The 25,234-nt window shown below is 50.6% G+C and carries 18 protein-coding genes; 14 read left to right on the top strand and 4 right to left on the bottom strand.

The window, feature by feature from the left end:
- Positions 1–5: 5 nt before the first annotated feature.
- The 13 genes from CLOSA_RS17795 (at position 6) to CLOSA_RS23285 (ending at position 11,779) form a co-directional block, all read left to right on the top strand.
- The gene (locus tag CLOSA_RS17795; RefSeq protein ID WP_013274128.1) at positions 6–875 is read left to right on the top strand and encodes a hypothetical protein; all 870 of its coding nucleotides are present in this window, start codon (positions 6–8) and stop codon (positions 873–875) included.
- 4 nt (positions 876–879) lie between these two features.
- Complete coding sequence (locus tag CLOSA_RS17790) at positions 880–1,812, top strand: type II secretion system F family protein (RefSeq protein WP_013274127.1); 933 nt, start codon at positions 880–882, stop codon at positions 1,810–1,812.
- Positions 1,813–1,826: 14 nt separating this feature from the next.
- Positions 1,827–2,702 carry a hypothetical protein gene (locus CLOSA_RS17785; RefSeq protein ID WP_013274126.1) on the top strand — a complete coding sequence of 292 codons (876 nt, stop codon included), beginning with the start codon at positions 1,827–1,829 and terminating at the stop codon, positions 2,700–2,702.
- A gap of 11 nt (positions 2,703–2,713) precedes the next feature.
- Complete coding sequence (locus CLOSA_RS17780; protein ID WP_013274125.1) at positions 2,714–3,115, top strand: DUF4320 family protein; 402 nt, start codon at positions 2,714–2,716, stop codon at positions 3,113–3,115.
- A gap of 14 nt (positions 3,116–3,129) precedes the next feature.
- The gene (locus CLOSA_RS17775) at positions 3,130–3,666 is read left to right on the top strand and encodes a hypothetical protein (RefSeq protein ID WP_013274124.1); all 537 of its coding nucleotides are present in this window, start codon (positions 3,130–3,132) and stop codon (positions 3,664–3,666) included.
- A 131-nt stretch (positions 3,667–3,797) separates the two neighbouring features.
- Complete coding sequence (locus tag CLOSA_RS21920) at positions 3,798–4,331, top strand: DUF6550 family protein (RefSeq protein ID WP_013274123.1); 534 nt, start codon at positions 3,798–3,800, stop codon at positions 4,329–4,331.
- A gap of 71 nt (positions 4,332–4,402) precedes the next feature.
- On the top strand, positions 4,403–6,082 hold the full coding sequence (locus CLOSA_RS17765; protein WP_013274122.1) for a hypothetical protein: 1,680 nt from the start codon (positions 4,403–4,405) through the stop codon (positions 6,080–6,082).
- 7 nt (positions 6,083–6,089) lie between these two features.
- Positions 6,090–6,731, top strand: a complete 642-nt coding sequence (locus CLOSA_RS17760) for a hypothetical protein (RefSeq protein ID WP_013274121.1) — start codon at positions 6,090–6,092, stop codon at positions 6,729–6,731.
- Positions 6,732–7,427, top strand: coding sequence for a hypothetical protein (locus CLOSA_RS17755; protein WP_013274120.1), 696 nt, complete (start codon positions 6,732–6,734; stop codon positions 7,425–7,427). It begins immediately after the preceding gene.
- Entirely contained in the window at positions 7,420–9,258 is a 1,839-nt protein-coding gene (locus CLOSA_RS17750; protein ID WP_013274119.1) for a VirB4 family type IV secretion system protein, read from the top strand. The genes CLOSA_RS17755 and CLOSA_RS17750 overlap by 8 nt, the downstream gene beginning before the upstream one ends.
- Positions 9,258–10,082, top strand: coding sequence for a C39 family peptidase (locus CLOSA_RS17745; protein ID WP_013274118.1), 825 nt, complete (start codon positions 9,258–9,260; stop codon positions 10,080–10,082). The genes CLOSA_RS17750 and CLOSA_RS17745 overlap by 1 nt, the downstream gene beginning before the upstream one ends.
- Before the next feature lie 14 nt (positions 10,083–10,096).
- The gene (locus tag CLOSA_RS17740; RefSeq protein ID WP_013274117.1) at positions 10,097–11,101 is read left to right on the top strand and encodes a hypothetical protein; all 1,005 of its coding nucleotides are present in this window, start codon (positions 10,097–10,099) and stop codon (positions 11,099–11,101) included.
- Positions 11,102–11,125: 24 nt separating this feature from the next.
- Positions 11,126–11,779 carry a helix-turn-helix domain-containing protein gene (locus tag CLOSA_RS23285; RefSeq protein WP_242647757.1) on the top strand — a complete coding sequence of 218 codons (654 nt, stop codon included), beginning with the start codon at positions 11,126–11,128 and terminating at the stop codon, positions 11,777–11,779.
- Between the two features lie 55 nt (positions 11,780–11,834).
- Here CLOSA_RS23285 and CLOSA_RS17730 read toward each other — a convergent pair whose 3' ends face one another.
- Positions 11,835–12,464, bottom strand: a complete 630-nt coding sequence (locus CLOSA_RS17730) for a TetR/AcrR family transcriptional regulator (RefSeq protein ID WP_013274115.1) — start codon at positions 12,462–12,464, stop codon at positions 11,835–11,837.
- A 229-nt stretch (positions 12,465–12,693) separates the two neighbouring features.
- On the opposite strand from CLOSA_RS17730, the gene CLOSA_RS17725 reads away from it, so the two are divergent.
- On the top strand, positions 12,694–19,698 hold the full coding sequence (locus CLOSA_RS17725) for an S-layer homology domain-containing protein (RefSeq protein ID WP_013274114.1): 7,005 nt from the start codon (positions 12,694–12,696) through the stop codon (positions 19,696–19,698).
- A 661-nt stretch (positions 19,699–20,359) separates the two neighbouring features.
- Here CLOSA_RS17725 and CLOSA_RS17720 read toward each other — a convergent pair.
- From CLOSA_RS17720 to CLOSA_RS17710, 3 genes are read right to left on the bottom strand one after another with little or no spacing between them, the layout of a single operon-like run.
- Positions 20,360–22,294: an ATP-binding protein gene (locus CLOSA_RS17720; protein WP_013274113.1), complete on the bottom strand. Its 1,935-nt coding sequence runs from the start codon at positions 22,292–22,294 to the stop codon at positions 20,360–20,362.
- Positions 22,287–24,473 carry an LPXTG cell wall anchor domain-containing protein gene (locus CLOSA_RS17715; protein WP_013274112.1) on the bottom strand — a complete coding sequence of 729 codons (2,187 nt, stop codon included), beginning with the start codon at positions 24,471–24,473 and terminating at the stop codon, positions 22,287–22,289. Before CLOSA_RS17715 ends, CLOSA_RS17720 begins: the two co-directional genes overlap by 8 nt.
- Complete coding sequence (locus tag CLOSA_RS17710; protein ID WP_013274111.1) at positions 24,470–25,195, bottom strand: LytR/AlgR family response regulator transcription factor; 726 nt, start codon at positions 25,193–25,195, stop codon at positions 24,470–24,472. Before CLOSA_RS17710 ends, CLOSA_RS17715 begins: the two co-directional genes overlap by 4 nt.
- Between the last annotated feature and the right edge of the window lie 39 nt (positions 25,196–25,234).

Genomic DNA, 25,234 nt, shown 5'->3' with positions numbered 1-25,234 from the left:
ATTTGATGAGTATGGTAGCCTATAAAGCGCCCTATCTTCTGCAAATTATGATGGATGATGAACCGCTGAACCCCCGCACCGACTACGATAATTTCGGGCATATGATTTGCTGGCACAGCCGGTATAACCTTGGCGATCAGCATAATTTCGAGGACACCAACGATTTGCTAAAGACTTTGGTGCGTGACAGTGTTTCGCCCGATACCCTCATTGCCTATGTGAAATCCGGCAAGACAGACAAGGTGAAGCTGGAATATGACCGTTCGGCGGCAAGCTGGGAAATCAGCAGCTATGATACCTATTTTAAGAAATGGTATCACGAGGCTTCTATTGAGGGCAGGCTGGAAGTAAATCGGCAGGAGATTTTTGAAAGCCTTGTGGACGCCCTGTCAAACGCTGACCTCTATACGCTGGCTGTGGAGAGAAACATCATTCTGCCCCTGAACCTGTACGACCACTCCATGCTCAGTATGTCGGTCAGCTCTTTTATCAGAAGGTCGCAGCACGCCGAATGGGATTCCGGTCAGGTAGGCTGGATTTACGCCACACCGGAGGATATTGAAAAGGAATACGGCAGCCTGACGCCGGAGAGCTACGAGAAAGCCAACGCGCTTTTGAAATCCGAGGTGGAATGTTATGACTACTATCTCTCCGGTCAGTGCTACGGCTTCCGCCTTTATGAAAATGGTGAGGAAACCGATAGCTGCTGGGGCTTCTTGGGCAGCTTTTCGGATATGGTAAAGGAGATTGCGTCCCAAAGCCTGCCTAAAACCCATCAGGATATGGTGGATGATTTGCAGGAAGTGTCCGATACCGTGACGAGGTATAAAGGCTATGAGGACTTGATGGAAGATTTAGAGGAAATGGAGGTTTAGCACAGTGACAATACTCATAACGATTGCGTTTTTACTGGCGATAACGGGCAGCTTTATCCTGCTTTCGTTATCGCCCTTTTCTTTTTTGGAGGGGCTTGCGGAATATGTGAGGCCCCGAAACACCACACTCAAAAGCAGGATCGCTAAGAGCAGGAAGAATAAGCAGCCCAAAGGATTGAAGCTGCTTTTTATTGAAACCAAGGAGATTTTGCGTATCACCGGAAAAAGCGGGCAATTTACGGCACTCTGTATTTTGTCCATGTTTCTGTTTGTGGTGGGGGCTATGATTGCCATCACCATGAAAAACAGCTTTCTTGTGCCGGTACTGGCGGTGGGATTTGCGCTTTTGCCGTTCTATTTTGTGAAGCTGACCGCAGGCAGGCATAAGAAGCAGATCAACACCGAACTGGAAACGGCGCTGTCCATCATTACTACCAGCTACCTTCGGGGTAAAAACACGATTATCCGTGCCATTGAGGAAAACCAGCCGTACCTAAATCCCCCGGTGGCCGAGGTGTTCCGGGGTTTCTTGTTGCAGGCAAAGCTCATCAACTCCAATACCAAGGAAGCCTTAGAGGGATTGAAAGCAGGAATTGACAACAGCGTTTTTCATGAATGGGTGGACGCGGTAATAGCGTGTCAGGATGATTATAACTTGAAAAACATTCTGCCGCCTATTGTCGCCAAATTGTCGGATATGCGTGTGGTATCGGCTGAATTGGACTTACTTTTGTTTGAGCCGGTCAAGGAGTATATCACGATGGTGGTACTCCTTTTGGGCAGTATTCCTCTGATGTATTTTCTCAATCAGGAATGGTATCACACCTTGATGTTTACGGACTTCGGGAAGATACTGCTGGCAATCTGCGCTGGGATGATTTTTGTATCAGTGGCGGCCGTTGCGAAACACACACGCCCCATTGAATACAAGCGATAAGGAGGCGCTATACAATGCACAGTATGATTTTAATTTTCTTCGCCCTGTTTCTGATAGCAGGGCTTTATCTTATTATGGCGGAGCTTCTCAGTGTACCGACCTATAAGGCGACCAAGGCGATTCTCGGCATGGGTAAAAAGACGAAAAAACAGGCACGGGATTCCGACGCCTTTATTATGGAACTGGCGGTCAAACTGTCAAAAGTCCTGCCTATGGATGACTACAAAAAACGCAAGTTGACCGCCATTCTGAAATCTGCTGAAATCCCCATGACTGCCGAGGTCTATGCGGCACAGGCAATCGTAAAAGCAGGACTGATTTTTTCAGGGGTCATTCCATGTCTGCTGTTTCTGCCAATCCTGTCGCCGGTGTTCGTGATTATTGGGATTGCCGTGTACTTTACGGAAAGCACCAAGGCGGAAAAGCTCATTACAGCAAGGCGGCAGGACATTGAATATGAGCTGCCCCGCTTTGTGTCTACGCTGGTGCAGGAGCTGAAAGCAAGCCGTGATGTGCTTTCCATTTTGGAGCATTATCAGAAGAACGCAGGAAAAGCCATGAAAAACGAACTTGCCATCACCACTTCGGATATGCGTACCGGCAATTATGAGGGAGCATTGGCCCGGTTTGAGGCCAGAGTGTCCAGTGCCATGCTGTCAGACATTGTGCGGGGATTGATCGGTGTACTCCGGGGTGATGACGGTGTGGTATTTTTTCAAATGCTCTCCCATGACCTCAAGCAACTGGAATTGCAAAGGCTGAAACGGCTGGCTATGGAACGCCCGCCCAAAATCCGCAAGTTTTCCTTCCTGCTCCTTGGCTGTATGCTGCTCCTGTATATGGGGGTCATGGGGTATCAGATTCTCGGCGCTATGTCGGGAATGTTTTAGGGGGTGCGGCTATGCTTAGAAAAGTATTGAAATCAAAACGAGGCGAGGGTTATTTAGATGTGGCCGTGGGTATTCTCTGCCTGCTGCTGGTGGTATCTTTCGCCGTTTCCCTGTTTCCGATCTTTACCACAAAACAGCAGCTTGATATTTTCGCCGCGGAGATTGTGCGTGAAGCGGAAATCAAGGGAAGCACCAGCGTGGAATCTCGTATTTCCGATATGCGTGAGCAGACCGGCCTTGACCCGAACATCCGCTGGGATTGTGACTATTATAGCGGACGAAAAGTACAGCTCAACGGCGATATTGAGGTGGTTCTGACTGATACGGTGGACATTGGCTTTTTCATCTTTGGTCCGTTCCCCATTGAGCTTCAGGCCAAGGCAACCGGAAAATCCGAAGTCTATTACAAGTAAAGGGGGCGGAGCTTATGCGACTAAAAAAAATTATAAAAGATAAAAATGGCGGTTCAACGCCCCTGACGGTTGCCCTGATTTTAGGGCTGCTGCTTCTGATCTGTGCCATCTCGGAGTTTTTCAGGCTGGGTATCATCGTGCAGGGTGTCCGTGACGGACTCCAGCAGGCGGTCATCACGGTAGTCACCACCAATTATGACGAAGCCTACAACGGACTGCGTGAGGGGTATTCCGGCGGTTATATCCTGTCCGGCGATAGCTGGCAGGAGAACCTTGACTATGATGATGTGTATTACCGCCTTGATAATCTGCTTGGCACGGATGAGCAGGACGGCTACCACATCAAGCGGCAGGACGAGGGCTACGAATACCGCCTGTCAGGGCTTTCCGTGGAATTGTCCAACGCACCCCTGACGCCGGGGAACGCCGACAACAATCTGGAAGCGGACGCCCGAATCACCATTGAAATTCCTCTGTCCTTCGGCTGGGGGCAGCTCCCGCCGTTACAGATGGAATTGCGTACACGGTCAGCCTATATGCCTAAATTCTAAAATGACAGTTTCTGCCCCCTGAAATGTCTGGACGCGCAGGAAGATTCAGGATATAATGAAGTTGGGTAAAAACAGCGATATGGGTAAATAGGGCTGAACCATTCATAACAATATGAAAGTGAGGCCATCATATGAAAAAGAGTTATACAGCCAAGAAAAAAGCGGTTATCACCGCATTGTCCCTTGTGGCAGTCTGCCTTGCAGGAGGACTTTTCTATTACATCAGCAATATGGGCGGTCAACCGCCGGAAACCCCTGCGGAAAGTACGCCCCCTGCCGAGGTTGAGGTTTTTGTGCCGGAAATTAAGCCGGAAACAGCGCCGGAGGTCAAACAGGACGGTAATACATCTGAGGCTCCACCGTCGGAAACGCCATCCACAGCACCGGAACAGACGGCACCGCCTGCCAGCAATGAACCACAGGGACAAGTAAGCAAGCCGTCTGATGGGAAACCGAAATCGCCGTCAGAGGCCGTTCCTCCGTCCAGCCCTCCGCCAGCCAATTCTCCTAAGACTGAACCGAAACAGGAGCAGCCGCAGGGTGGAGAAAAGAAAGACGGTAAAATCTTCGTGCCGGGATTTGGATGGATTGACGATGAGGGCGGTGGGTCTGATGTGCATGAGGCCCCCAACGCCGGAACCGGTGATCCGGTTGGTGATATGTAAAAACGGAATACCCTATCCAAAGGGATACAGCGATTGATGGCTGTATCCCTTTTTACTTTGGAGGTGAAAACTTGAAACGATTGATTTGTGCATTGCTTTTATTGGCAATGCTTTTTTCTTTGTCTGTTCCCGCTTTTGCCGCAGACCCCAACATTGACGGTGGCGGTGGTGGCATGAATCAGGGAACCAGTCAGAACTCATGGACGCCGGGGCGCGATGGTGTCCGTATCACCATAGTCCGTGACAGCGACAATACACCCGTATCGGTCCCGATTGATTTGTCGAATGGGACAAATGGGGATATGGCTGTTCACTTTGGAAAGGTAAGCAAAATCTCTTATCGCAGTGGCATAGGATTGACCCCACATACAAGCAGCTATGTTTGCTACAAACCGAGTCAGTCCATGCCCCGCATTATCAGCTCAAACGGCTCCAGCAATATTGCGGCTATCCGAAGCTACTTCTGCCGTGAAGGAACTATTCGGGACATAGCAAATGCCACAGGATTTGATTATGATACGCTGATCGGCGGGAAGTATAAAATTCTTTTAGAGCCGATAGCGTATTTTAAGTACAACGGTGTGATGTTTGCCATGACTGCTACCGAAGCAGCCCTTTATAACAAACAGGTTGGAAACGGTTTGCGGAGTAAGATGGTATCCCTATCTCACAAAAATCTGCCACTGTCTATGTTCCTTGAAACCCCGGATTTAGGGTTTCCGGCATGGGGTGGGTCTACTACACAGGCACAGAATGATGAAACCATTATTGCAAACTTAGGGCTGGGTATTATACGCTTTTCCGAGCCTGACCCTGAGCCACCAAAGGAAAGCAATGTGATTTACCGCTGTGATACCGAGGTGGTAACGGCGGTTACGCTTTCGACCGGTTCACAAAAAACACCGGATAATCCTGCATACGCAAGGTTTACCATCAACGGCAGAACCTATTCCCATAATAGTATCTATATCCCGGAGGGCGGCTCACAACTTGCATGGGTGAAATGGCGTACCCCCAAAGAACCGGGATATATCACAATCTCCGTTTCCAGCAACTGCTCTGTGAGCAGCAGCGAGATTGTGGCACAAATTGTAGACCTCGATAAGAATCCTCCGCCCGATCCGCAGGCCAATGACCGCAACGATGGATTTTCTATCCCATCCAAGCCTAACAAGCCGAACGTGACTTCCCTGACATGGGGGGAATGGGACTGCTGGTGGCATGAGTATTGGGTATGGCACAGCGGCGGCGAGGATGAGGATGGTTGGTGGGAAGATGAGGGATGGTGGGAATACGCCTGGCTCTCTTATTCGGCCAGCCTGACCGCAGAGATGCAGACCAAGCCGGATGCAAAATCGCCTACGGCTTCTGGCAAGACAATGAAAAGCGGATATGGACTAAATGCCAACGTGTCGGCACAGGTCCGTTCCTCCGCACCCAGCAGCCACATCACTGGTGCGCAGAACGTGGTGGCATACTTCCCTGAGTTTAACTATACGACTTATTGGAGGTTGCTCAAACGGCTGAATACCGGATATTCCAGTACCTTTGAATTTCAGAAAAACAAGTACAGCACCTATGGCCGCCCCTGCCACTTTTCCCCGGTTTGGTTTCCTGACGGACGATACACGACCTATGCGGAATGTATCGACGCATGGACACCGGCCGGAATGCTGCAAATCAACCTGACGGATGACTTGACCATTCGAGATTCACTTTTCAGTGATTGGCATATTCGTCCGATAAAGTGAGGTGCCTATGGGAAACCGAGCAATTTACATCATTCGAGAAAATGGTGAGAATAACTACTTTTCGGCTCACTATGGGGCTAATGCCTTATCCCCGCTATTGCGTATGCTTCAGGCGCAGGAGCTTCAAAAGACATTTTTTCCGCCACAGCCCATACACCGGGTTTTTGAACATTTGGACTATGCTGGACAATATCAGAATCCCCGGCTGGGTGATGCGGATATGTTCTGCCAAAGGATTGCTCCCACAGAAATATCCGAATACAATAAGTCTTATGCGGAGCGCAGCGAACTTGAAATGCGTATGGTATTCGACCTCGATCAGAATTGCTTTATGATGGAATACAATCCAAACTGCCCATGGTATCACACCATGGGCAGTTTTTCCATCGACCTTGATGTGGGGCTGGATAACGTGCGAAAGCTCCTTGCCCATGCGGAAGAACGAGGAATCGAGGATTTTGGCAGGATGCTTACCATCTATCAGCGCAGTACCGGCCTTGAGGAAAAGCTGGAGTCTGCCCGTGGAGATATGAGGCTGACGGAATACCTAAATTCACCGCAGGCACAGCAGGATAGAGAACGCTACCGGCGGCTGCTCGATCAGGAGGCTTTTGACGAGGAAGCCGCCGAAGAAATGGAGGAACGATAAATGGAGGGACTTTTATTCCCGATTATTATGCTGACCGTCACCCTTGTGGGTGGCGGTCTTTTGCTTTTGTTCTTAAAAACGGCGAAGAAACGGCCGGTGTCAGACGAAACAGCAATCGCTATTCAGACCGCACAGCAGTTTATCAACGTGCGGGATGTAAAAGACAAATACCTATACACCAAGGATGGCTTGGTATTGGTTTATCTGCGTGTCCATGCAATCAGCATTGATTTATACAGCAAAGCCGAAAAAAACAATCTAATCAAGCAGATCACCGCCGAGCTATCGGACATTCAGTACCCGTTCAAATTTATGGCGGTAAGCCGCCCTGTAGATATTTCACCTTTGATTTCCGATATGCAGGGAATGTTAAAAACCGCTGATGATAAGCGGAAAGAGCTTTTACGGCAGGAAATTTTGCAGATGAGCAGTTTTGCCCTGTCCGGCGAAATTGTAGAACGCCAGTTTTATATTTCCCTGTGGGATCGCTATGAGGATGGCGTGGAAAAGGATTTGCTCAAACGGGCATCCCTGCTGGCGGAGAAGTTTACCACCAATGGAGTCGGCTGCGACATACTGACGGAAAAGGAAATCGTGCGGCTTTTGAACCTTGTCAACAACCCCTCCTATACCCATTTGGAGGATACGGACTTTGAGGCCAGCATCCCCATGCTAAAGGAGGACATTTATGCCTAAAAAACAAGCAGTACAGGAACGGGATATTATAAATGCCGCCCTGCTCAACGTGATTACCCCCATGGGGCTGGAATTTACCAAGAACAGCCTTTCCGTGGGGGAAAACCTCGGTAAGATTTACGGCCTGATCCGTTATCCGCAAAAGGTGGAAACGGAGTGGCTTTCTAAAATAACCAATATCCCCTCAACCATTGCATCCATTGGCTTTAAGCCGGTGGACAATGCCACCCTCATCAATGCCATCTCCCGAAGTGTGGTCCAGCAGAGAGGACTTGCGGAAGGAGCCAAAGACCCACTATCTCGTCAGCGTGCCGAAAAAGCCGCCGAGGACGGCGAAAAAATCATCATGCAGATCGACCGTGAGGGGGAAACCGTGGGGCTGATGAGTGTATCCGTCATGCCGATTTCTAAGGACGAGCGTACATTCAAAAAGGTATGCCGCCGTGCGGAGAGTATCATCAGTGTTCTCAAATGCAAAATGCGGGTCATTCCCAATCTGCAAAAAGAGTGCTTCCAGCACATTTCTCCGTCTTTTCCCACCAATGGAAAGATTGAAAGTATCCTGCAAAAAATCGTACCGCTTTCCACCTTCGTAGGCGGCTTTCCCTTTGCCAGCTCCGGTTTCAATGATGGAGAGGGTTACTATCTTGCACTGGACGCCAGCGGCAGCCTTGTTATAGTGGACATCTGGCGGCGCGGCAGCGATAGGACAAACAGCAATTTTGTCATTATGGGCAATTCCGGGGTAGGCAAAAGCACCGCCATCAAGCATATTATCATGTCGGAATACATGAAAGGTACAAAAATTATTGTAATAGACCCTGAAAGCGAATATAAAGACCTCTGTTATAATCTTGGCTGCGGCGGTGATTGGGTCAATGCTGTGGGCGGCGCTGGTGGCCGTTTTAATCCCCTTCAGGTCCGTCCGTCCCCCCGTGATGATGAGCAGGAAAATGAGGCCGACCGACTGTATCGTGATGAAGGTTATGGTATGAATGACCTGGCTCTCCACATGAAGAATCTTGAAATTTTCTTCAGCCTTTACATTCCGTCACTGACCGATATGCAAAAGGCGGTTCTCAAAAAGAGCCTTGTGGAGTTGTACCGCAATTTCAATATCACATGGGACACCGATGTGGCGGCACTTTCGCCAGAGGACTTTCCCATCTTTTCCGATCTGTATAAGCTGGTAAAAGAAAAAGCGGATACCGAACAGGACAGGCAGGCTTATGCTGACCTTTCCTTGCTGCTTTATGACATTGCCGAAGGCTCAGACAGCTTTATTTGGAACGGACACACTACCATAAAAAGTGAAAGCCGGTTCGTTTGTCTGGACACTAATGCCCTCCAAGGAACCAGCGATAACATCAAGCGAACACAGTATTTTAACCTCTTGACCTACTGCTGGGAGCAGATGAGCCGGAACCGGGATGAACGGGTGCTTTTAATTTGCGATGAGGCTTATTTGATGATCGACCAAAAAGTGCCGCAATCCCTTGTGTATCTCCGAAACGCCATGAAGCGTGCCAGAAAGTATGAAGCAGCCTTGGCTATTATCTCCCACAGTGTTATTGACTTCCTCTCTGAGAGCATCAGGCAGTATGGGCAGGCGCTCCTTGATATTCCTTGCTACAAGCTCCTGATGGGAACAGACGGCCCCAATCTAAAAGAAACGGCCAAGCTATACGACCTCACCGAAGCCGAACAGGAGCTGTTATTGGCTCGGAAGCGTGGACACGCTCTATTTATGGTGGGAGCGAAACGCCTGCACATCAACTTTGAGATTCCGGATTACAAGATGATGTATATGGGTAAGGCGGGTGGGCGCTGATGGCAGTAGACCCATTGACCGTAAAAATATTGACACAGATAGCGGCTCAGGTCGCAACTGATGAGCAGGCACGGAAGCGCCTGCTCATCATTATTTTGGCCCCGACAGTTACCTTTTTAATGCTCATTGCCTTAATCCTCTACCTAATTACCAGTCCATTTTCCGTATTGGCGCAGTGGCTGATCGGTGATGAATTGTCGGTGGTGGAGGATTTTCAAAAGGAGTATGGCTACAATCAGACGTTGGGTATTCACGAACAGGATTATATGGATGGCATCGGGCAGTCCTACGAAGGAATTGTGTTTGCAGACGGCGGCATGGAGGTGGTTTATTACAACCAGCTTGATGAACGCTGGTCGAGCACCATGTATGGAACATCCGGCACCATCGGGGAGGGCGGCTGCGGTCCAACAGCTATGTCGATTATCATATCCACCTTGACAGGAGAACCCCATGATCCCGTGGAACTGGCAAACTGGTCCGTGACAAACGGACACCGCTGCGAAGGTAACGGCTCCTATCACAGCCTGATACCAGCCGCCGCCGAGGGATATGGTCTATCCAGCAAAGGGAATTTGTCCGCACAGGATATTGTAGATACCCTCTCATCCGGCAAGCTGGTGGTTGCCATTATGAGCAAGGGGTATTTTACGAACAGCGGACACTTTATCGTCCTCCGGGGTGTTACCAGTGAGGGGAAAATCCTTGTGGCTGACCCTGCCAGCCACAAACGCAGCCAACAGGAGTGGGATCTGTCACTGATATTAAACGAGGCTCGGAAAGGCGCCGCCGCAGGAGGCCCATTTTGGGCGATTGGAAACTGACAAGGAGGCTAAACATGATTTTATATCTTTCATCTACGCAGCACACCAATCTGCTGGATTTTACCGGCTTGTATAATGCCGACAGTGAAATGCCCATAAAAAAAATGGTGGGCAATTTTGTTCTGAAACAATTTATCGTCTATGATATGCGAAACTTTTCCCATGTCACCGAAGTTGTTCTGGATCGTGTTGCCTTTGGGGACAGCGATGAAGAATTTGCCGAGGCCATAGAGGAATTTCTGACCATGTATAACCCCCGTATCAGTGTAATTTGTGAGGGGCTTTTACAGGATAACCCTCTGTTTCGTTCTTTATTGGAAAGCGGTGTGGGCAATATCGTCTGCTCCACTGATATTGCGGAAATCCAGCTTGAGATTTTAGAGTGCCTGAGTAAACAGGGCATGGTGCGTTACGCTGCCAAGGAGAGAACAAAAAAAACAGGAGGCAGGAAAACCTATCGCTTTGACTGTGAGAATGTCCATATCGCCGTGCTTTCCTCACAGCCGAGGATGGGAGCAACCACAACAGCAATCGGTCTTTGTGCGTGGCTGGCAGCGGTGGGGGCTTCTGTCTGCTATGTGGAGGAAAATGAAAGCGGTATTTTAACCGCCATGGCGGCCGCCTACGAAATGGAACCGGCTGGCGAGGACTGGCGGCTGGATGGAGTCCGGTACGGTATGGAACCAGCGGCAGAGCCTGTGAACTTTATCGTCCATGATTTTGGCTGTCAGCCAAATCCAAATGAAAAGGCGAATGATGCGGGTCTGCTGCTTATCGTATGCGGCACAAAGCCTTATGAACTGCCCAATTCTATGCGGCTTTTGAAACGATTGGATACCGTAGATGCCTATGTACTCTGCCCCTTTACCCATGAAGCCGTCAGGAGTGACTATGCGGCAATTCTGCAAAGCAATTTTCATAAGGTGCTGTTTTTGGAATACCAGCCTGAACCTACGGACGGTATGAGCAATTCCAAACAGTACAAAACGATGATGACAAAATATATCGCCGGGGCATAACGCCCCGGCGTAAGGAGGATTTTGATGATGACCAAGCAAGCGGAGCTGAAACAACAAGCGTATGCCAGCGATTTGAAAAGCCGTGCGCTTTCTGTATTGATTTACCTGATCGACCGATCCAATAAAGACCTGACCTGTTTTCCGGCTATTCCTACAATGGCCGAGCAGCTTCATATATCTGTATCTACGGTAAAGCGTGCCTTAAAGGAGCTGGCTGACGCAGGCTACATTCAAAAGGAAGCACGTTTCCGCGAAAGAAACCGTGGGCAAAGTGCTAACCTGTATACTTTGCTTTTTGTGGAGCAGTCCCCGGCACCTGATAATGATAATACCTCTGGTAAAGAACACGGAGATGATATAAATACACCTGACGAAGAAAAACAGGCAAAAGGCTACGTTGTAAAACATATCACATTCGATATGCTCTCTGAAAAGGCAAAAACAGAGCAGAACCCAAGCCCATCTGAAATAGTGCAAGAAGATGAGATAGGGCGCTCCGATTGTTATGACAGACCAATGCGGTCTGTTTTTTGCACCCCCGTTCAAACTGGTACTCTGTCAAAGTATATGAAACTTCAAAGAATGTTTGATAAATATGATTTTCCTATTTTATCGCTACCTATTCACCCTCCCTTTTTACGGTGGACGGGGGCGGAGTCCATTTTGGTGCCCCCTTGAACTATTCAAGTGAACTAATCGAAATAGCGAAAAGGAAGTTAAATGGGGGATTCAATTATGAGCAAGAGGCTTTCATTCCCTCTATTAGCAGCCGGGTATGCTCTATTGCTTGCTCTTTCAAATCAAAGTGGGGATAGCGGACACACCATTCATAGCTAACACCCCGTATCGCCATTACAAAATGCCGGGAAAGCGTTTCCAGCGGCAAGGAAGATGTAAATTCCCCGCTACGAAGGCCTTTTTCTAAAATGCTGTAAACCAATGCATAAAGCTCCCGGCCGTACCCCTTTACCGCTTCTGTACCTGCTGTTCCAGAGAGTAGCATCTGATAAATCTTAGTCATATTTTTGCAGCCGAACGTGTTGGCAAGCGTATCTGCAATTCTTTCTGCTAAAGCAAACAGCACCAATGAAGCTGGCATATCATCGGGCAGTGATTCCAAAAAAGTTTTGTAATCCGCATCAGTCTTCGCGGCATGGTCTGCAACCAAAATAGCAATCAGCGCATCCTTGGACTCGAAGTGTACATAAAAGGCGCCCTTGGTGATACCCGCTTCATCGGTGATGTCCTCTACGTTCACATCGGAGAAATTGCGTTCTGTAAATAACCTTTCCGCAATCTCATACAGCTTCTTTTTCGTTTCCGCTCCCTGCACCTTTCTTTTGTCAGGCTTTTTCTCTCTCATATTTTCTCTCCTCTATTGAATTTTCTCAAAAAGTAAAGTATAATAAAACAAGTAAGTGACTAAGTTCACTAATTTGGGTTATTTTTAATTTTAGTATAGCACCTGACAGCCTTTAATTCAAGCGGTCTATCTAAAATGGTTACAATTTTTCGTATTTTTCCTGACAAAAGTGTATGGGATCATTTGAAGATTCAATAGGAATTTTAGGATGCGAAGTGGAGGAAACGGTATGAGTAAAAGGAAACCAATTCAAAGGCTCACGGCTATGGTGTTGTCCGTCATCATGGTTATGGGTATGTCGCCTGTCTCGGCGCTGGCTGAAACAGGCGCATTTCCCATTGGCGCAAGCGGTGAGGTAACCGCTTTTGAGGCGCTGGAATCGGACATTGCGGTTCAGAATGTGCCGATTGGTACATCACAGGCGGATTTGGAACTGCCAAATACCCTGACGGCAACGGTACGGCTTGCGGCTTCGGGGGAAGAACCGGTTCTGGATTCCGGTGATGCTGATTCGGATTCAGGTAGCGCCGATACGGTAAGCGGGTCAGCGATTGGCATTGACAATATGGAGGATTCCGAAAGCGGCGAGGAAGCTGAAATCGCCTCCCCTTCCGATGCGGAGGAGACCGGGGGCAACATGGAAGCCGAGCCTGTAGAGAAACCTGTGGGCAGTACAGGTATACTCACTGCTCCCATGCCTGTCACATGGACTTCGTCCCCGGAGTACGACAGCGAAACAGCGGGCGAATACATATTCACGCCTGAGCTGCCGGAGGGTATTACCACTGCAAGCGGCGTGAAAGCACCGACTATCACGGTGACGGTAGGCACAGCGGCAATTACCGACACAGTTACGGCCTTTGACGATTTGCCCGATGAAATCCGCTGGCAGAACACCACCGAGCCGGAATTCCCGAAAACGCTGGACGGCACGGTGGATGGCAAAGCGGCACAAATTTCTGTGAAATGGGAGACGGAGCAGGAATTTGATGAGGAATACCCTGTTCGTGGTATATATGTGTTCACTGCCGTTTTGGGCAAAGGGTATGGCCTTGCGGACGGCGTGGAGCTGCCGCATATCACAGTGTATATTCCGCAGACGGTCGGCGGAAGAATGTCCCGCATGGCGGGTGGCGGCACAACGGACAGCCCGCTTGAAATCACCACGGCGGCGCAGCTTGCCGAAATCGCCGCGTTGGTGAACTCCCGCTCTAGCGGGCTCGAACTTTTCCTGTTCAACGATGCAGGCGCAAAGGTTAGCCTTAAAATGACGAACGACATCGACCTCTCGGCCTACTCCACCGGCGAGGGTTGGGTGCCAATCGGCACGGCCACGAATCATTTCAAAGGAACCTTCGATGGCGGCGGCCATCAAATCACCGGGCTGTATATCAACCGCAGCGCCGTTTATCAGGGTCTATTCGGCTGGGTGGAAAGCGGTGGCACAGTGAAAGACCTCGGCGTGACAAACGTCAATATCTCAGGCGGCGTTGGCGTTGGCGGTGTGGCGGCAGTGGCTGAAGGTGCGGTGGAAAACTGCTATGTCAGCGGTAGTCTCAGAGGCGGCGCCAATATCGGAGGCGTGGCGGGATGGGTTCGGGACACGATGGAAACCTGCTATTTTTCCGGGAGCGTGGAGGGCAGCTCCCCTGCCGGCGGCGTGGCGAGCGTTGTTTCCGGTGTGATGAGAAACTGTTACAGCACGGGCAGCGTCACCGTCGATTACGTGACTGTCGGCGGCGTGACGGGGCTTGTTTTCGGAGGCCGGATGGAGAACTGCTACTCAACCTGCAAGGTCAGTGTCACCATCAACTACGGCACTGCCGGCGGCGTGGCGGGAAGTGTTTCCGACGGCACGGTGCAAAACTGCGCCGCGCTGAACCCCTCGGTCTCCGGCACAAGCAATGCGGGACGCGTGGCCGGAAGTGTTTTCAGCGGCACGCTCACAAACAACTATGCCTATACCGGCATGACGTGCACCAGCGTCGGCACTACCCATAACGACGGCACAGCCCTGACCGCCGCCGACATCGGATCCGCAGGCTTCTTTGAAGCGCTGTTTGGCGATGACCCGGCATGGACATACGAAAAAGGCAAGCTGCCCGGCTTCGGCGCGGCGGTGGATATGCCGGGGCATATCGTGGACGGCAGCGACCCAAACTTCCGCGGCGCGGGCACAAGCGGGAATCCTTTTCAGATTTACACACCCGCCGACCTCGCCAAGCTCGCGGAGCTTGTAAACGCGGGGAACGCAAGCTATACCACCGCACACTATAAGCTGATGAACGACCTCGACCTTTCCGGCTATGCCGCCGGGGAGGGCTGGACGCCTATCGGCAAATCTGCATATGCGCAAGCATTTAAGGGTATCTTCGACGGCGGCGGACACACGATAAGCAACCTGACTATCAACCGCGTCGGCGGTGAGTATCAAGGCCTGTTTGGGCATCTCAGTAACGTCGGCAGCGTCCGCGCGGTGGTGAAAAATCTCGGCGTCGAAAATGCGGATGTCCTGGCGAAAAAGTATGTTGGCGGCGTGGCAGGCTATGTTTTTGGCAGTACGGTGCAAAACTGCTACAGCACCGGCAGCATCAGAGGCACCGCTTCAACCAGCTATGATGTCGGCGGTGTGGCAGGGCGCGTCAACTCTGGCACGGTGGAAAACTGCTACAGCATCGGCAGCATCAGCGGCACAAACAACATCGGCGGCGTAGCGGGCGCGGTCGTCGGTAGCGGCACGGTGCAGCACTGCTACAGTACCGCCACTGTCAGCGCCTCTGCCTACAGCGGTGGCGGCGTAGCGGGGTATCTTGTCAACAGCACGGTGAAAAACTGCTATAGCACAGGCAATGTGAGCGGTAACAACGATATTGGCGGCGTGGCGGGTTCCATTACCACTTCCAGTACACTCAAAGACTGCGCCGCGCTGAATCCCTCGGGCAGCGGTTCAAGCAATGTCGGACGTGTGGTTGGGAGCAATAGTGGCAGCACTCCTTCGGGCAATATCGCCTTTGACGGCATGACGGTCAATGGAAGCACGGTATCCGATGGCACGCTGATAAATACAAACGGCGCATCCAAAACAGCCGACGAAATCAACGCGGCGGGCTTTTGGACGATTGCAACCGACTTCACAGCCGATTGGGATACCAGCATATGGGATAAAGAACCCGGCAAGCTGCCCATACTCAAGGGCATGGCGGGGCAGGACGCTTCCATGCCCGCTCATCTGCGCCCGGCGGGCGCAAGCCCCTTTGAGGGCGCGGGCACCAGCGAGGGCGATCCCTACCTCATCAAAACCGCCGCGGACCTTGCCAAGCTGGCGGAGCTTGTGAATGCGGGAATCTCGCCTTATGCGGATGCAGGAAGGTATTATAAGCTTGTGAATAACCTCGACCTTTCCGACTATGGCGCAGGCTACGATGGCGGCAAGGGGTGGATTCCCATCGGTACGGATACCAAACCATTTAATGGAGTCCTCAACGGCGGAGACCACCAAATCACAGGGCTTTACATCAAGCGCAGCGCCCATTATCAGGGCCTGTTTGGCTGTATCAATATTGGCAGTGTGAAAAATCTCGGCGTGGCAAACGTAAATATCTCCGGTATCTTCAGCGGCGGCGGTTTGGCGGGGCTGATTTACGGCACGGTGCAAAACTGCTATGTCAGCGGCAGTGTCAGCGGCGTAAGCAACATCGGCGGCATGGCGGGATGGATTTATGGCACGATGCAAAGCTGCTATGTTAGCGGCAATGTTTCCGCAACCAATCCGGCCGCCGCCGTCGGCGGCGTGGCGAGCGTTGTTAGGAAGGGCGGCACAATGCAAAACTGCTACAGCACCGGCAGCGTCAGCGTCAGCTCTGTGGAACATTACAACTATATTGGCGGCGTGGTGGGAATTGTTTCTGGCACGGTGCAAAACTGCTACAGCACCAGCAACGTCAGCTCTACAAAAAATGCTGACTCTATTGGCGGCGTAATGGGGACTCTTCTCGAAGGCACGCTGCAAAACTGCGCCGCACTGAACCCCTCGGTCAGTAGTTCAAGTTATAGCGGGCGCGTGGTGGGAAATTGCTTCGCCCCCTATTTCTTATATAACAACTACGCCTTCAGCCGCATACCCGGCACATGGGCAAATGAGGGTCTAAATGCAAAAGACGGCATGGACGTAACCTCAGATACACTATTTGGCGGCAGCTTTTGGACGACTGCGAGCAATTGGAATACTGCCGCGTGGGACAGCAATGTTTGGACATTCGAAGACGGCAAGCTGCCCACTCTAAAAGGGCTTGCGGGGCAAAACGGCGACGGCGGGCTGTACATGAGCGCGCGGGACATTCAGTACGCCACGGTGGGCACGAGCGCCCCCCTCACCTATAACGGCAGTGAGCAAATCCCAACCCTGACCGTCACCTTTGACGGCGAAACGCTGACGAAGAACACGGATTATACCGTTTCAATCACCAGCACGGACGGCGGCGGCGCTAGCGCAGGGATAAACGCCGGAGAGGTGACGCTGACCCTGACCGGCATCGGCAGCTTCAAAGGTATAAAAACGGCGACTTATACCATCGGCAAGGCGCCTCTAACGATTGTGAGTGCATCGATCAATCCTAAATTCTACGACAGTACCATCACCGCGGAGGTTGCCAACGTGAGCTTTGACGGTTTACAGCCCACCGAAACGCTGGCGATCAGCGTAGATTACACCGTCACAGGTGCGCGGTATAACAGCGCCGACGCAGGCGACAACAAGACTGTAACCGCTACAGTTACGCTTGCAAACAGCGCCACAGCGAAGAACTACTCCCTGTTGAGTGATGTGCTGTCCATTTCAGGCATGACCATCGGAAAAGCTGACTTTTCATCGGTGGACCCTGTCAACAAGAGCCTGCTTTACAGCGCGGCGCACACCAATGCGACCGTAAACATCACCGGTTTACCCGACGACCGTGGAACAACGACCTTTACCGCCGGGACGGTGACAGGTGACACTGCCATCATCAGCGGCACAGTGCAGGGTACTGCCACTGGCATCAAATTCTCCACGAATGCCGGTGACATAGGGCAAACCGCCATCATTCCGGTGACTGCCACCATGCAGAACTACAAAGATGTCGTTGTTGACGTGGTGGTGACACTGGTTAATAAAACGCCCGTGACCATCACCGGCGTGATGGTGGCGAATAAGGTCTATGACGGCACAGCAATCGCCTATACCGGTACACCCGCCAATGGGCAGGGGTACATTGGCACCTATCAATATGTTTGGTCGAGCGGTTCTGCGCCCAAAGATGCCGGGAACTATACTCTGACCGTTAAAATTCCAGACAGCAATGCGGATTTTATGGGCGAGATTGAAATTCCGTTCATCATCAGTCCTGCAACAGTTACCATAACTGCAAAAGACAAGATCGCCTATGTGGGTGGTACAGCCCCTGCACTTGGCGAATCGGATTACACCGTGACCGGGCTTGCAAGTGGTGAAACACTAAATACTACCCCGACGCTTGCCTATACCACAACTCCGGATATGAGCAAGACCGGAACCTACACGATAATCGCCACCGATGCGGTTGCGCCCGATAGCAGTAACTACAATAGCACCATCACTTATATCACAGGGACACTGACAATTAGAAATAGGCCATCTGGTGGCGGAAACTCCTCAGACAGCAGCCCCATCATCATCACTCCTCCAGCAGCCGACAAGCCCAATTCTCCTACACAAGGGGAAATCAAGGTTACCGGCACAGGAGACGGCAAGGGCAACATCACAGTAAACATCACTAACAAAATTGTGACGGATGCTTTTGACAAGGCACTGGCGGAGGCCAAGAAAAACGGCAACGAGCAAAATGGAATCACGGTGGTTCTCCGTGTGGATACTGGCAGCAAGACCGGCTCCAATGTTACGGTCAATCTGCCAAAGGCCGTGCAGAACACCATCATTGCGAAAAAAATCGTGAACATCATCATTGTGGTAGACAATCCCGACATCAGAATCGGTATAGATTTGGCGGCTGTGCAGGAAATAAACAAGCAAGCAAAGTCTGATGTGAATATCACCGCCATCCGCATGGATAGCGGCAAGCTGACTGGAGATGCGAAAAAAGCCATTGGCAGCCGCCCGGTATTCGACTTCAAGGTGAACTACGGCAGCGGCAAACAGGTGCAGAGCTTTGGCGCAGGCAACGTATTGGTCACCATCCCGTACACCCTCGGTGCAAATGAAAAGGCTGGAAATGTGCAGGCGGTCTATGTGGACGCCAAGGGCAAGGTACACTGGGTCGTAAACTCGGTCTATGACAGTGTGGAACAGGTACTGCGCTTCAGCACCGATCATTTTTCCACCTACGGCATCGGCTATAAACAGACCAATACTACATTTACGGACATTGCAGGCCATTGGGCAAAGGAAGATATCGAGTTTGTGGCAAGCCGCGGATTGTTCAGCGGCACTTCCACCACCACCTTCAGTCCGAACACCGCCATGACAAGAGGAATGTTCGTCACGGCCCTCGGACGGCTTGCAAACGCCGATGTGAGCGGCTACACAAAAAGCAGCTTCACCGATGTGAAAGGCGACGCCTACTATATGGGCTACATTGAGTGGGCAAGCAAAAACAACATTGTAAACGGGGTTGGCAATGGAAGGTTTGCCCCGGACCAGTCCATCACCCGTGAGCAGATGGCGGTCATTATGCAGAACTATGCCAAGGTCATCGGATTTACATTACCGAAGGTTCATGTGGAAAATACCTTTGCCGACAGCACCAAAATCAATACCTACGCCAAGGAGGCAGTAAAGCAGATGCAGATGGCAGGTGTGATCAGCGGCAAGAATAGCAATTTGTTCGACCCGCAGGGTACAGCTACCCGCGCCGAGGTTTCGGCAGTGCTGCGCCGCTTCGTGGAGCTGGCGATTTCCAGCGATACCATGCAGGGCTGGACAATGAACGATTCCGGCAAATGGATGTACTACGAAAACGGCAAGGCCGTCACCGGGAAAAAGGAGATTGATGGCTCGGCCTATACCTTTGACCAGTATGGTGTGACATCGGATGTACCCAAGAACCTCCGATATACCGCCTACACCATACAAAAGGGCGACAGCTTCTGGAGCATCGCCCGCAAGCTAAACTGCACTATGGATGAACTAGAGAGGCTGAACAATAAAAGCCAGTTCTCTATCATTCACCCCGGTGATGTACTGCGGGTGCCGGAGAAGTAAAGAGCAAGAAACCAAAAGGAATAAGCGAGGTGCATCGGCACTTCGCTTATTCCTTTTTCCGTTGTAGCTTTAGCAGCGGTTCTAACTGAACAAAGTGAAGGCAGAACAATAAACTACCGGCTATGCCGGTAAGCTTAAAGAGCTTTAGCTTCAAGTAAAAAAACCTCCTATGGTAATGCCCCGGCGTAAGGAGTATTTTGACGATAACCAAGCACGCTGAACTAAAAAAACAGGCATATGCCAGCAGTCTGAAAAGCCGCGCGCTTTCCGTTTTGATTTATCTGATCGACCGATCCAATAAAGACCTCAGTCATGAACCTGCGTAACAGAGTACACCAAAAGGCGAATACAAGGCAGAGTGTATTACATTTGTAACGATAGCTTCTAAGCAGAACCAGTGTAATCATCAGCCAGAGGAAATAGCTGGCGACCAACTAGCTGATGTATTTACCATATTCCTTCCCCCGTTCACCCTGTATTTATCTATGGGCTGAAACTTCCCCAATTTTTCTCTACGGGCAAAGAAAACGCAGAGCAATTTCTGCCCTGCGTTGCTGATTTTTTTATATGGTCGGGGGTGGGGTGGGGGTCAATTTGCAGCCCCCTTGAACTACCCAATCTAACTGGTTATAAAAGTGAAAAAGTAAGTAATAGACTTCGGTTATACCGGTGAAGGTATTCTTTTTTCTACCCCTGTCGACAGGGATAACTCTGCATGAAAGCCTTTTTCATCGGCGTACAGATTGATTACACCGTTATACCGCTCCACGGTTTCCAAGACGGATGAAACTCCAAGGCCAAAGCCGCTTCGCTTAGAGGATAGATATTTCCCCCCTCTGGTTTTGAGTTCTCCGGCAAAGCTGTTGTCCACAACAAATTCAAGCTGGCCGTCCTGTACCCGTCCGGCGATAAAAATGGTCTTATCCCCGGTTTGCTGGCGCTGGCAGGCTTCCACTGCATTTTCCATCAGGTTTCCAAGAAGACCGCACAGATCCACAATCGGAAAATTCAGCACTGCGGGAAGCGAAAGCCTTGCGCGGAACTGGATACCGGCAGACTGCGCAAGATTACTGTAATACTGCACCAGTGCGTCCAGCTCGATGTTGTCAGTGAGACGCCCAAGCCGGGTACCCTCGTTGATTTCCGTGATACCACGGATATAGTTTTCAAGTTCCTCACAGTGTCCTTCTCCGGCCAGTGTCATCAGGGTGCGCAGATGATGGCGGAAGTCATGGCGCAGCTTTGCACTTTCTTCCACCTTCTGATTCATCTGCCGCAGATGTTCCACCTGCATGGTAAGCTGTCGTTTCATCTGCCGCTGTTCCTCGGCGTATACAAGGCTGTGGCGGTAACCCATGGTAATATCATACCCCAGCACCACGCCGGTTGCGATGACAAGGCTTAAGCTGCCCCATTCCTGAAACCAGCCGCTAAGGATTGGCTCGTAGTTTGGGAGAAGGCGATCCCAGACAAAGGCGCAGGCATAGATAATATCCGCATAGAGCAGTATGGTCGCTTTTTCTATCGTTCGGCGTACCGCCATAGCGGCGGTAAACAGAAGATAAACAGCGGTAAGTAACTTGAAACCGAAAACCAGATTGGAAAAGGCAAGCATCACCGGCAGTGTAAGATGCGCAGCAAATACCCCGTAAAGAAGCACCAACACACAGACAACTCCGGAGGTGGCACCGCTGATTACCTGCATAGTTCTATTTGTGCCGCAGATGCGATTGTGGAGAATGATCACAAGCAGCGTTACCAGATATCCGCTGACCAGTTCCACCGTGTACCATGGCTGGATCGGCAGCGGCAGGATACCATGCACCACGCAGTAGGAAGTAAACACTGCGGTCGAAAGACACAAAAGGAAAAAGATCCAGATATTGTTCCCCCGACGGGTACGGATGGCAAGATAAAAGCTAAAAATGGCAAGCATCAGTGTTACCGTGACCAAAATGAGGCAAATCCCGAACCGCAGTCCCCGGATTGTGTAAGTATTCAGAGGTTCGCCAAAGGAAGGCGGATAAACAAGGCCGCTGTATAAAAAGGAGTGGTCACTGACCGCAAGCAGAAGTGTCACCTTGCCGGAGGCTTCAAAGGTAATGACACGGCATTGGGTCTGGTCCTGATAATCGTCTGGGTCCGGTTCGCCCATTTGCAGCTTCAATTTATCATCAATGTAAAAGCGGTAAGCGGAATAGATTTCGGGCAGTTCAAGGGCATAGGTATGTTCCTCCTCCGGCAGGTACAGCGTTAAGGCGTAGCTGGCACTTCCATGAGGGGAGCGGCGGGAGTCGCCCATGGCAAAATTAGACTTTTCTCCAATGGACAGGTACTGATAATTGTCACCTTGTTGTTTTAAGGTTTCCGGTGTCAGCAGGCGGTCTGCATAGAAACGCCAACCGTCCCGCAGATAGCGGATGGGTATGTCCGTCCAGTCCGCTTCTGAAACATACAGCGCGCCGTTAATAGCCTGAGGTGCAGCTTTTGTGTACTTGTTGTCAAAATGGTATAGGGCGAGAAACAGAGCGGAGGAAAGGGCAACCATCAGAAGCAGTGCCAAAGACCGCCGTAATACAAAAGGTTTTTTATCCATGGCGTTTCCTCCTGAAAAGTGTAATTCCTCCCGCAGCTAAAAGCAAGCCGCCGGATACAGGAATCAGAGGCGATGTACTTTTCCCAGTCTCCTGCGTAGTTGATAGATCTGTAATGGTATAAGTTCCTGCCGCATCCGCTGCAAAGCGTAGAAGCTCCCCATCGTAGGAAACATCTGTAATTTGTTCCCCAGCTTCATTTTGAATGGTGATATCAGTATGTTTAGACTGTGGCATATATCGAAGCCGCAATACTGTTCCTGAAAGCTGCGTAACCGGTTTGCCTGAAACCTCCACTGCAAGCACAATCTGATTGCTTTCCAGCTGGGTCAGCCTAACAGTCAGAGTATCCGTATCCGACAGGTTCAGTGCTAAAAGCAGCTTGCTTGGAATACTGACGGTTACATCGCCGGAACCAAATACGACGCTTTCTTCCTCTTTACAGAGATCCTTTAGACGCAGACCGGAAATGACCGTTTGGGTAGGAGAATAGGATTCTGTAACAGTGGCAGATACCTGAGATTCTAAGCTTTTCTCCGACTGTGTAGTGTTATCGTCCGGTACTGGGTTGCCTACTGTTTGGGTATCGGAAAACACTGGTACCGCTGATTCAGTCGGAGTGGCAGGAGTCACGGCTGCCGATTTCTCTGTTACAGGAACCTGAGCCTGTGAATTGCCTTCGCTGTTATGACTGTCATTACTTTGAGAGTCACTGGGTGATTGTGGCGCAGATGGAGACGGCTCATCTTCATCTGTTGAGGAATTCTGTCCTCCCTGCGGTTTCTGTTGTTCTACTGATGAAGAGCCTGAATCCTGTGAGGGCTCATCTGTATCTGAGGAGGAATCGCTCGTATCAGGCGAATCATTATCATTACCTGAATTGTTATCCTCATTGGAATTATCGGGCGGATTGGTTGGGGGTGGAGCAGGTTGTGTACCGGTTCCTGAACCTCCTCCATTTACATCGCCGCCATCCCGGTCACCACCGGAATAATCAAGAATACTAAGCTCCCCGTCATATTGAAAGGTCAGAACACCGGTCTGACCGCCGGGATAGGTCACCTTAAGCTCATAAGTGCTTCCATAGGTAAGCACTCGCTGAGAAAGGTGGAGACCATCGGAGACAGACAGGAAGCCATCATTTAGGCTTGTCCATTCTCCGCCATCTTGCCGTAGCCATACAGCAAACTCAACCAGCTGTTCCTCCTGTGCGGCAGAAAGCACCCACGGAAAGTGCAGAAAGCCACGTCCCGCTACACAGCAATTAATATCCGGTTCACCGGGAACCTGAATGGAAACCGCGCAAAGCTGCCGGGGCAGAGAAACACCGTCTGCCAGAGTATATTCTGTTCCAAGGTCAGGTGATGTAAAAGCATAGTACACGCCAGCCGTAACAGTATCCACGGTATCCAAAGACCATGCACCTGAGATTAAGTCATAGGGATTGCCCTCTGCGTCATAGCCGATGAAGCCTGCGATGGAATCGGCAAACCAATTGGAAAGCTCCTCCTGCGTGGTTCCTACGGGGAATGCCACGGCATCCGTCCGATCTGGTTCATCAAAGCTGGTCAGAGTGATTGCAGCAGGCGTTACGGTAAGTAGCGGGGCAGTTACCTGTACGGAAATGGAGACCGTATTTTCTAGTCCTTCCAAAAGCGTTGTTCGGGCTGGAACAGAAATGTTTCCGATCACAGTGTAAGTACCGGGTGTTTCTGCATCCACTGTGCTGAAATCCCATGTAACAGACAATGTAAGCGGATAAGAAGAACCATCCTTTTGTGCTGTGGCGGGAATACTGATAAAATCCAGTTCATTCTGTAACTGTGTAAAGTCGGTATCTCCGCAATCCGTATTGAACGTGCCTGTGAAAGCATCTGGGGCAGTATAGGAAATGATGTTGCTAGTATAGTCAAAGCTGCCAGGAACGGAGCTGTCGTCAGTTCCGTCCGCTCCGACAGTGCTGTTGTCTGTATCGCTAGTTTCCTCATCATCCGTGATCATTCCTGCATCGGAAGGAGTCGAGGTGTCTATACTGTCATCCGAAACAGTCCCGCCACCGGAATCGGTAGAAGTATCCGTGGTTTCGGCAGGTATAATCGGTCCCTCCACCGCCAGTACAGGCGATGCAAGTGCTGTACAAAACAGAAAAGCGGTTAAAATCAGTGCAAGTATCTGCTTCATATTCCCTCCCCCCGCAGCGAGCCTGCGGAGAGACTCAGCCGCTTCTGCTGAACCTGTTTTTGCAGGCGGCGGCTGACCGGCAGCTGCTCCTCATTTTTCAGGATGAGATAATCAGCTTCTAGCTCCCGCACTTCCTTTAGGTTAATAACAATGCCCTTAAAGCAGGACATAAACTGCGGATAGGTGCATAGCTGCTCAGAAAGCTCCGAGAAGCTGCCGGATACCGGAACGAGACAGTCCTTTAAATGGATACAAGCACAGCGGTTCTGATAATCAGCATAGAGAATCCTGTCCAGCGTGATTTCCAGAAGCTGATTCCTTGTGGTAACCGTAACAGAGGGAACGCTCTGCGGCTCTGCAATCTTGCAATAGTGCAGTGCCCTTGAGAGTTTGTCCAATGTGGCTGGTTTTACGATGTAATCCGCAGCACGGACATCGTAGCTTTTTACACCAAATTCTGAGCTGGTAGTAAGGAAAATAAGATTCAGATTCTCGTCCAGCTGCCGCAGTTTCAAGGCGCAGTCCACGCCGTTTTCGTTGTTCAGATAAATATCCATAAAGACAACGTCATAGCTGCCCGGTATGTAATCGGCAAGAAATTCCCTGCCACTGTGGAATTCTGTAATTTGCATTGGTTGATGCTGATTGGTTTCATATTGCTTCAAAAGGCTGCGGAGTATTTCACACTCAGTAGCCATATCATCTACGATTGCCGCATTCATTTGAAATCCCTCCTTCTGTACATAATTATCCAGTTAACA

The sequence above is a fragment of the [Clostridium] saccharolyticum WM1 genome (assembly GCF_000144625.1).
Taxonomy (GTDB): Bacteria; Bacillota; Clostridia; order Lachnospirales; family Lachnospiraceae; genus Lacrimispora; species Lacrimispora saccharolytica.
The sequence above is the reverse complement of the archived record's forward strand: the minus strand, read 5'-3'. Positions and strand labels throughout refer to the sequence as shown.

Coding starts and splice junctions, on each gene's coding strand:
- CLOSA_RS17795 (WP_013274128.1), top strand. CDS start 6: ATGAGTATGGTAGCCTATAAAGCGCCCTATCTTCTGCAAATTATGATG.
- CLOSA_RS17785 (WP_013274126.1), top strand. CDS start 1,827: ATGCACAGTATGATTTTAATTTTCTTCGCCCTGTTTCTGATAGCAGGG.
- CLOSA_RS17780 (WP_013274125.1), top strand. CDS start 2,714: ATGCTTAGAAAAGTATTGAAATCAAAACGAGGCGAGGGTTATTTAGAT.
- CLOSA_RS17775 (WP_013274124.1), top strand. CDS start 3,130: ATGCGACTAAAAAAAATTATAAAAGATAAAAATGGCGGTTCAACGCCC.
- CLOSA_RS21920 (WP_013274123.1), top strand. CDS start 3,798: ATGAAAAAGAGTTATACAGCCAAGAAAAAAGCGGTTATCACCGCATTG.
- CLOSA_RS17760 (WP_013274121.1), top strand. CDS start 6,090: ATGGGAAACCGAGCAATTTACATCATTCGAGAAAATGGTGAGAATAAC.
- CLOSA_RS17755 (WP_013274120.1), top strand. CDS start 6,732: ATGGAGGGACTTTTATTCCCGATTATTATGCTGACCGTCACCCTTGTG.
- CLOSA_RS17750 (WP_013274119.1), top strand. CDS start 7,420: ATGCCTAAAAAACAAGCAGTACAGGAACGGGATATTATAAATGCCGCC.
- CLOSA_RS17745 (WP_013274118.1), top strand. CDS start 9,258: ATGGCAGTAGACCCATTGACCGTAAAAATATTGACACAGATAGCGGCT.
- CLOSA_RS17740 (WP_013274117.1), top strand. CDS start 10,097: ATGATTTTATATCTTTCATCTACGCAGCACACCAATCTGCTGGATTTT.
- CLOSA_RS23285 (WP_242647757.1), top strand. CDS start 11,126: ATGATGACCAAGCAAGCGGAGCTGAAACAACAAGCGTATGCCAGCGAT.
- CLOSA_RS17730 (WP_013274115.1), bottom strand. CDS start 12,464: ATGAGAGAGAAAAAGCCTGACAAAAGAAAGGTGCAGGGAGCGGAAACG.
- CLOSA_RS17725 (WP_013274114.1), top strand. CDS start 12,694: ATGAGTAAAAGGAAACCAATTCAAAGGCTCACGGCTATGGTGTTGTCC.
- CLOSA_RS17720 (WP_013274113.1), bottom strand. CDS start 22,294: ATGGATAAAAAACCTTTTGTATTACGGCGGTCTTTGGCACTGCTTCTG.
- CLOSA_RS17715 (WP_013274112.1), bottom strand. CDS start 24,473: ATGAAGCAGATACTTGCACTGATTTTAACCGCTTTTCTGTTTTGTACA.
- CLOSA_RS17710 (WP_013274111.1), bottom strand. CDS start 25,195: ATGAATGCGGCAATCGTAGATGATATGGCTACTGAGTGTGAAATACTC.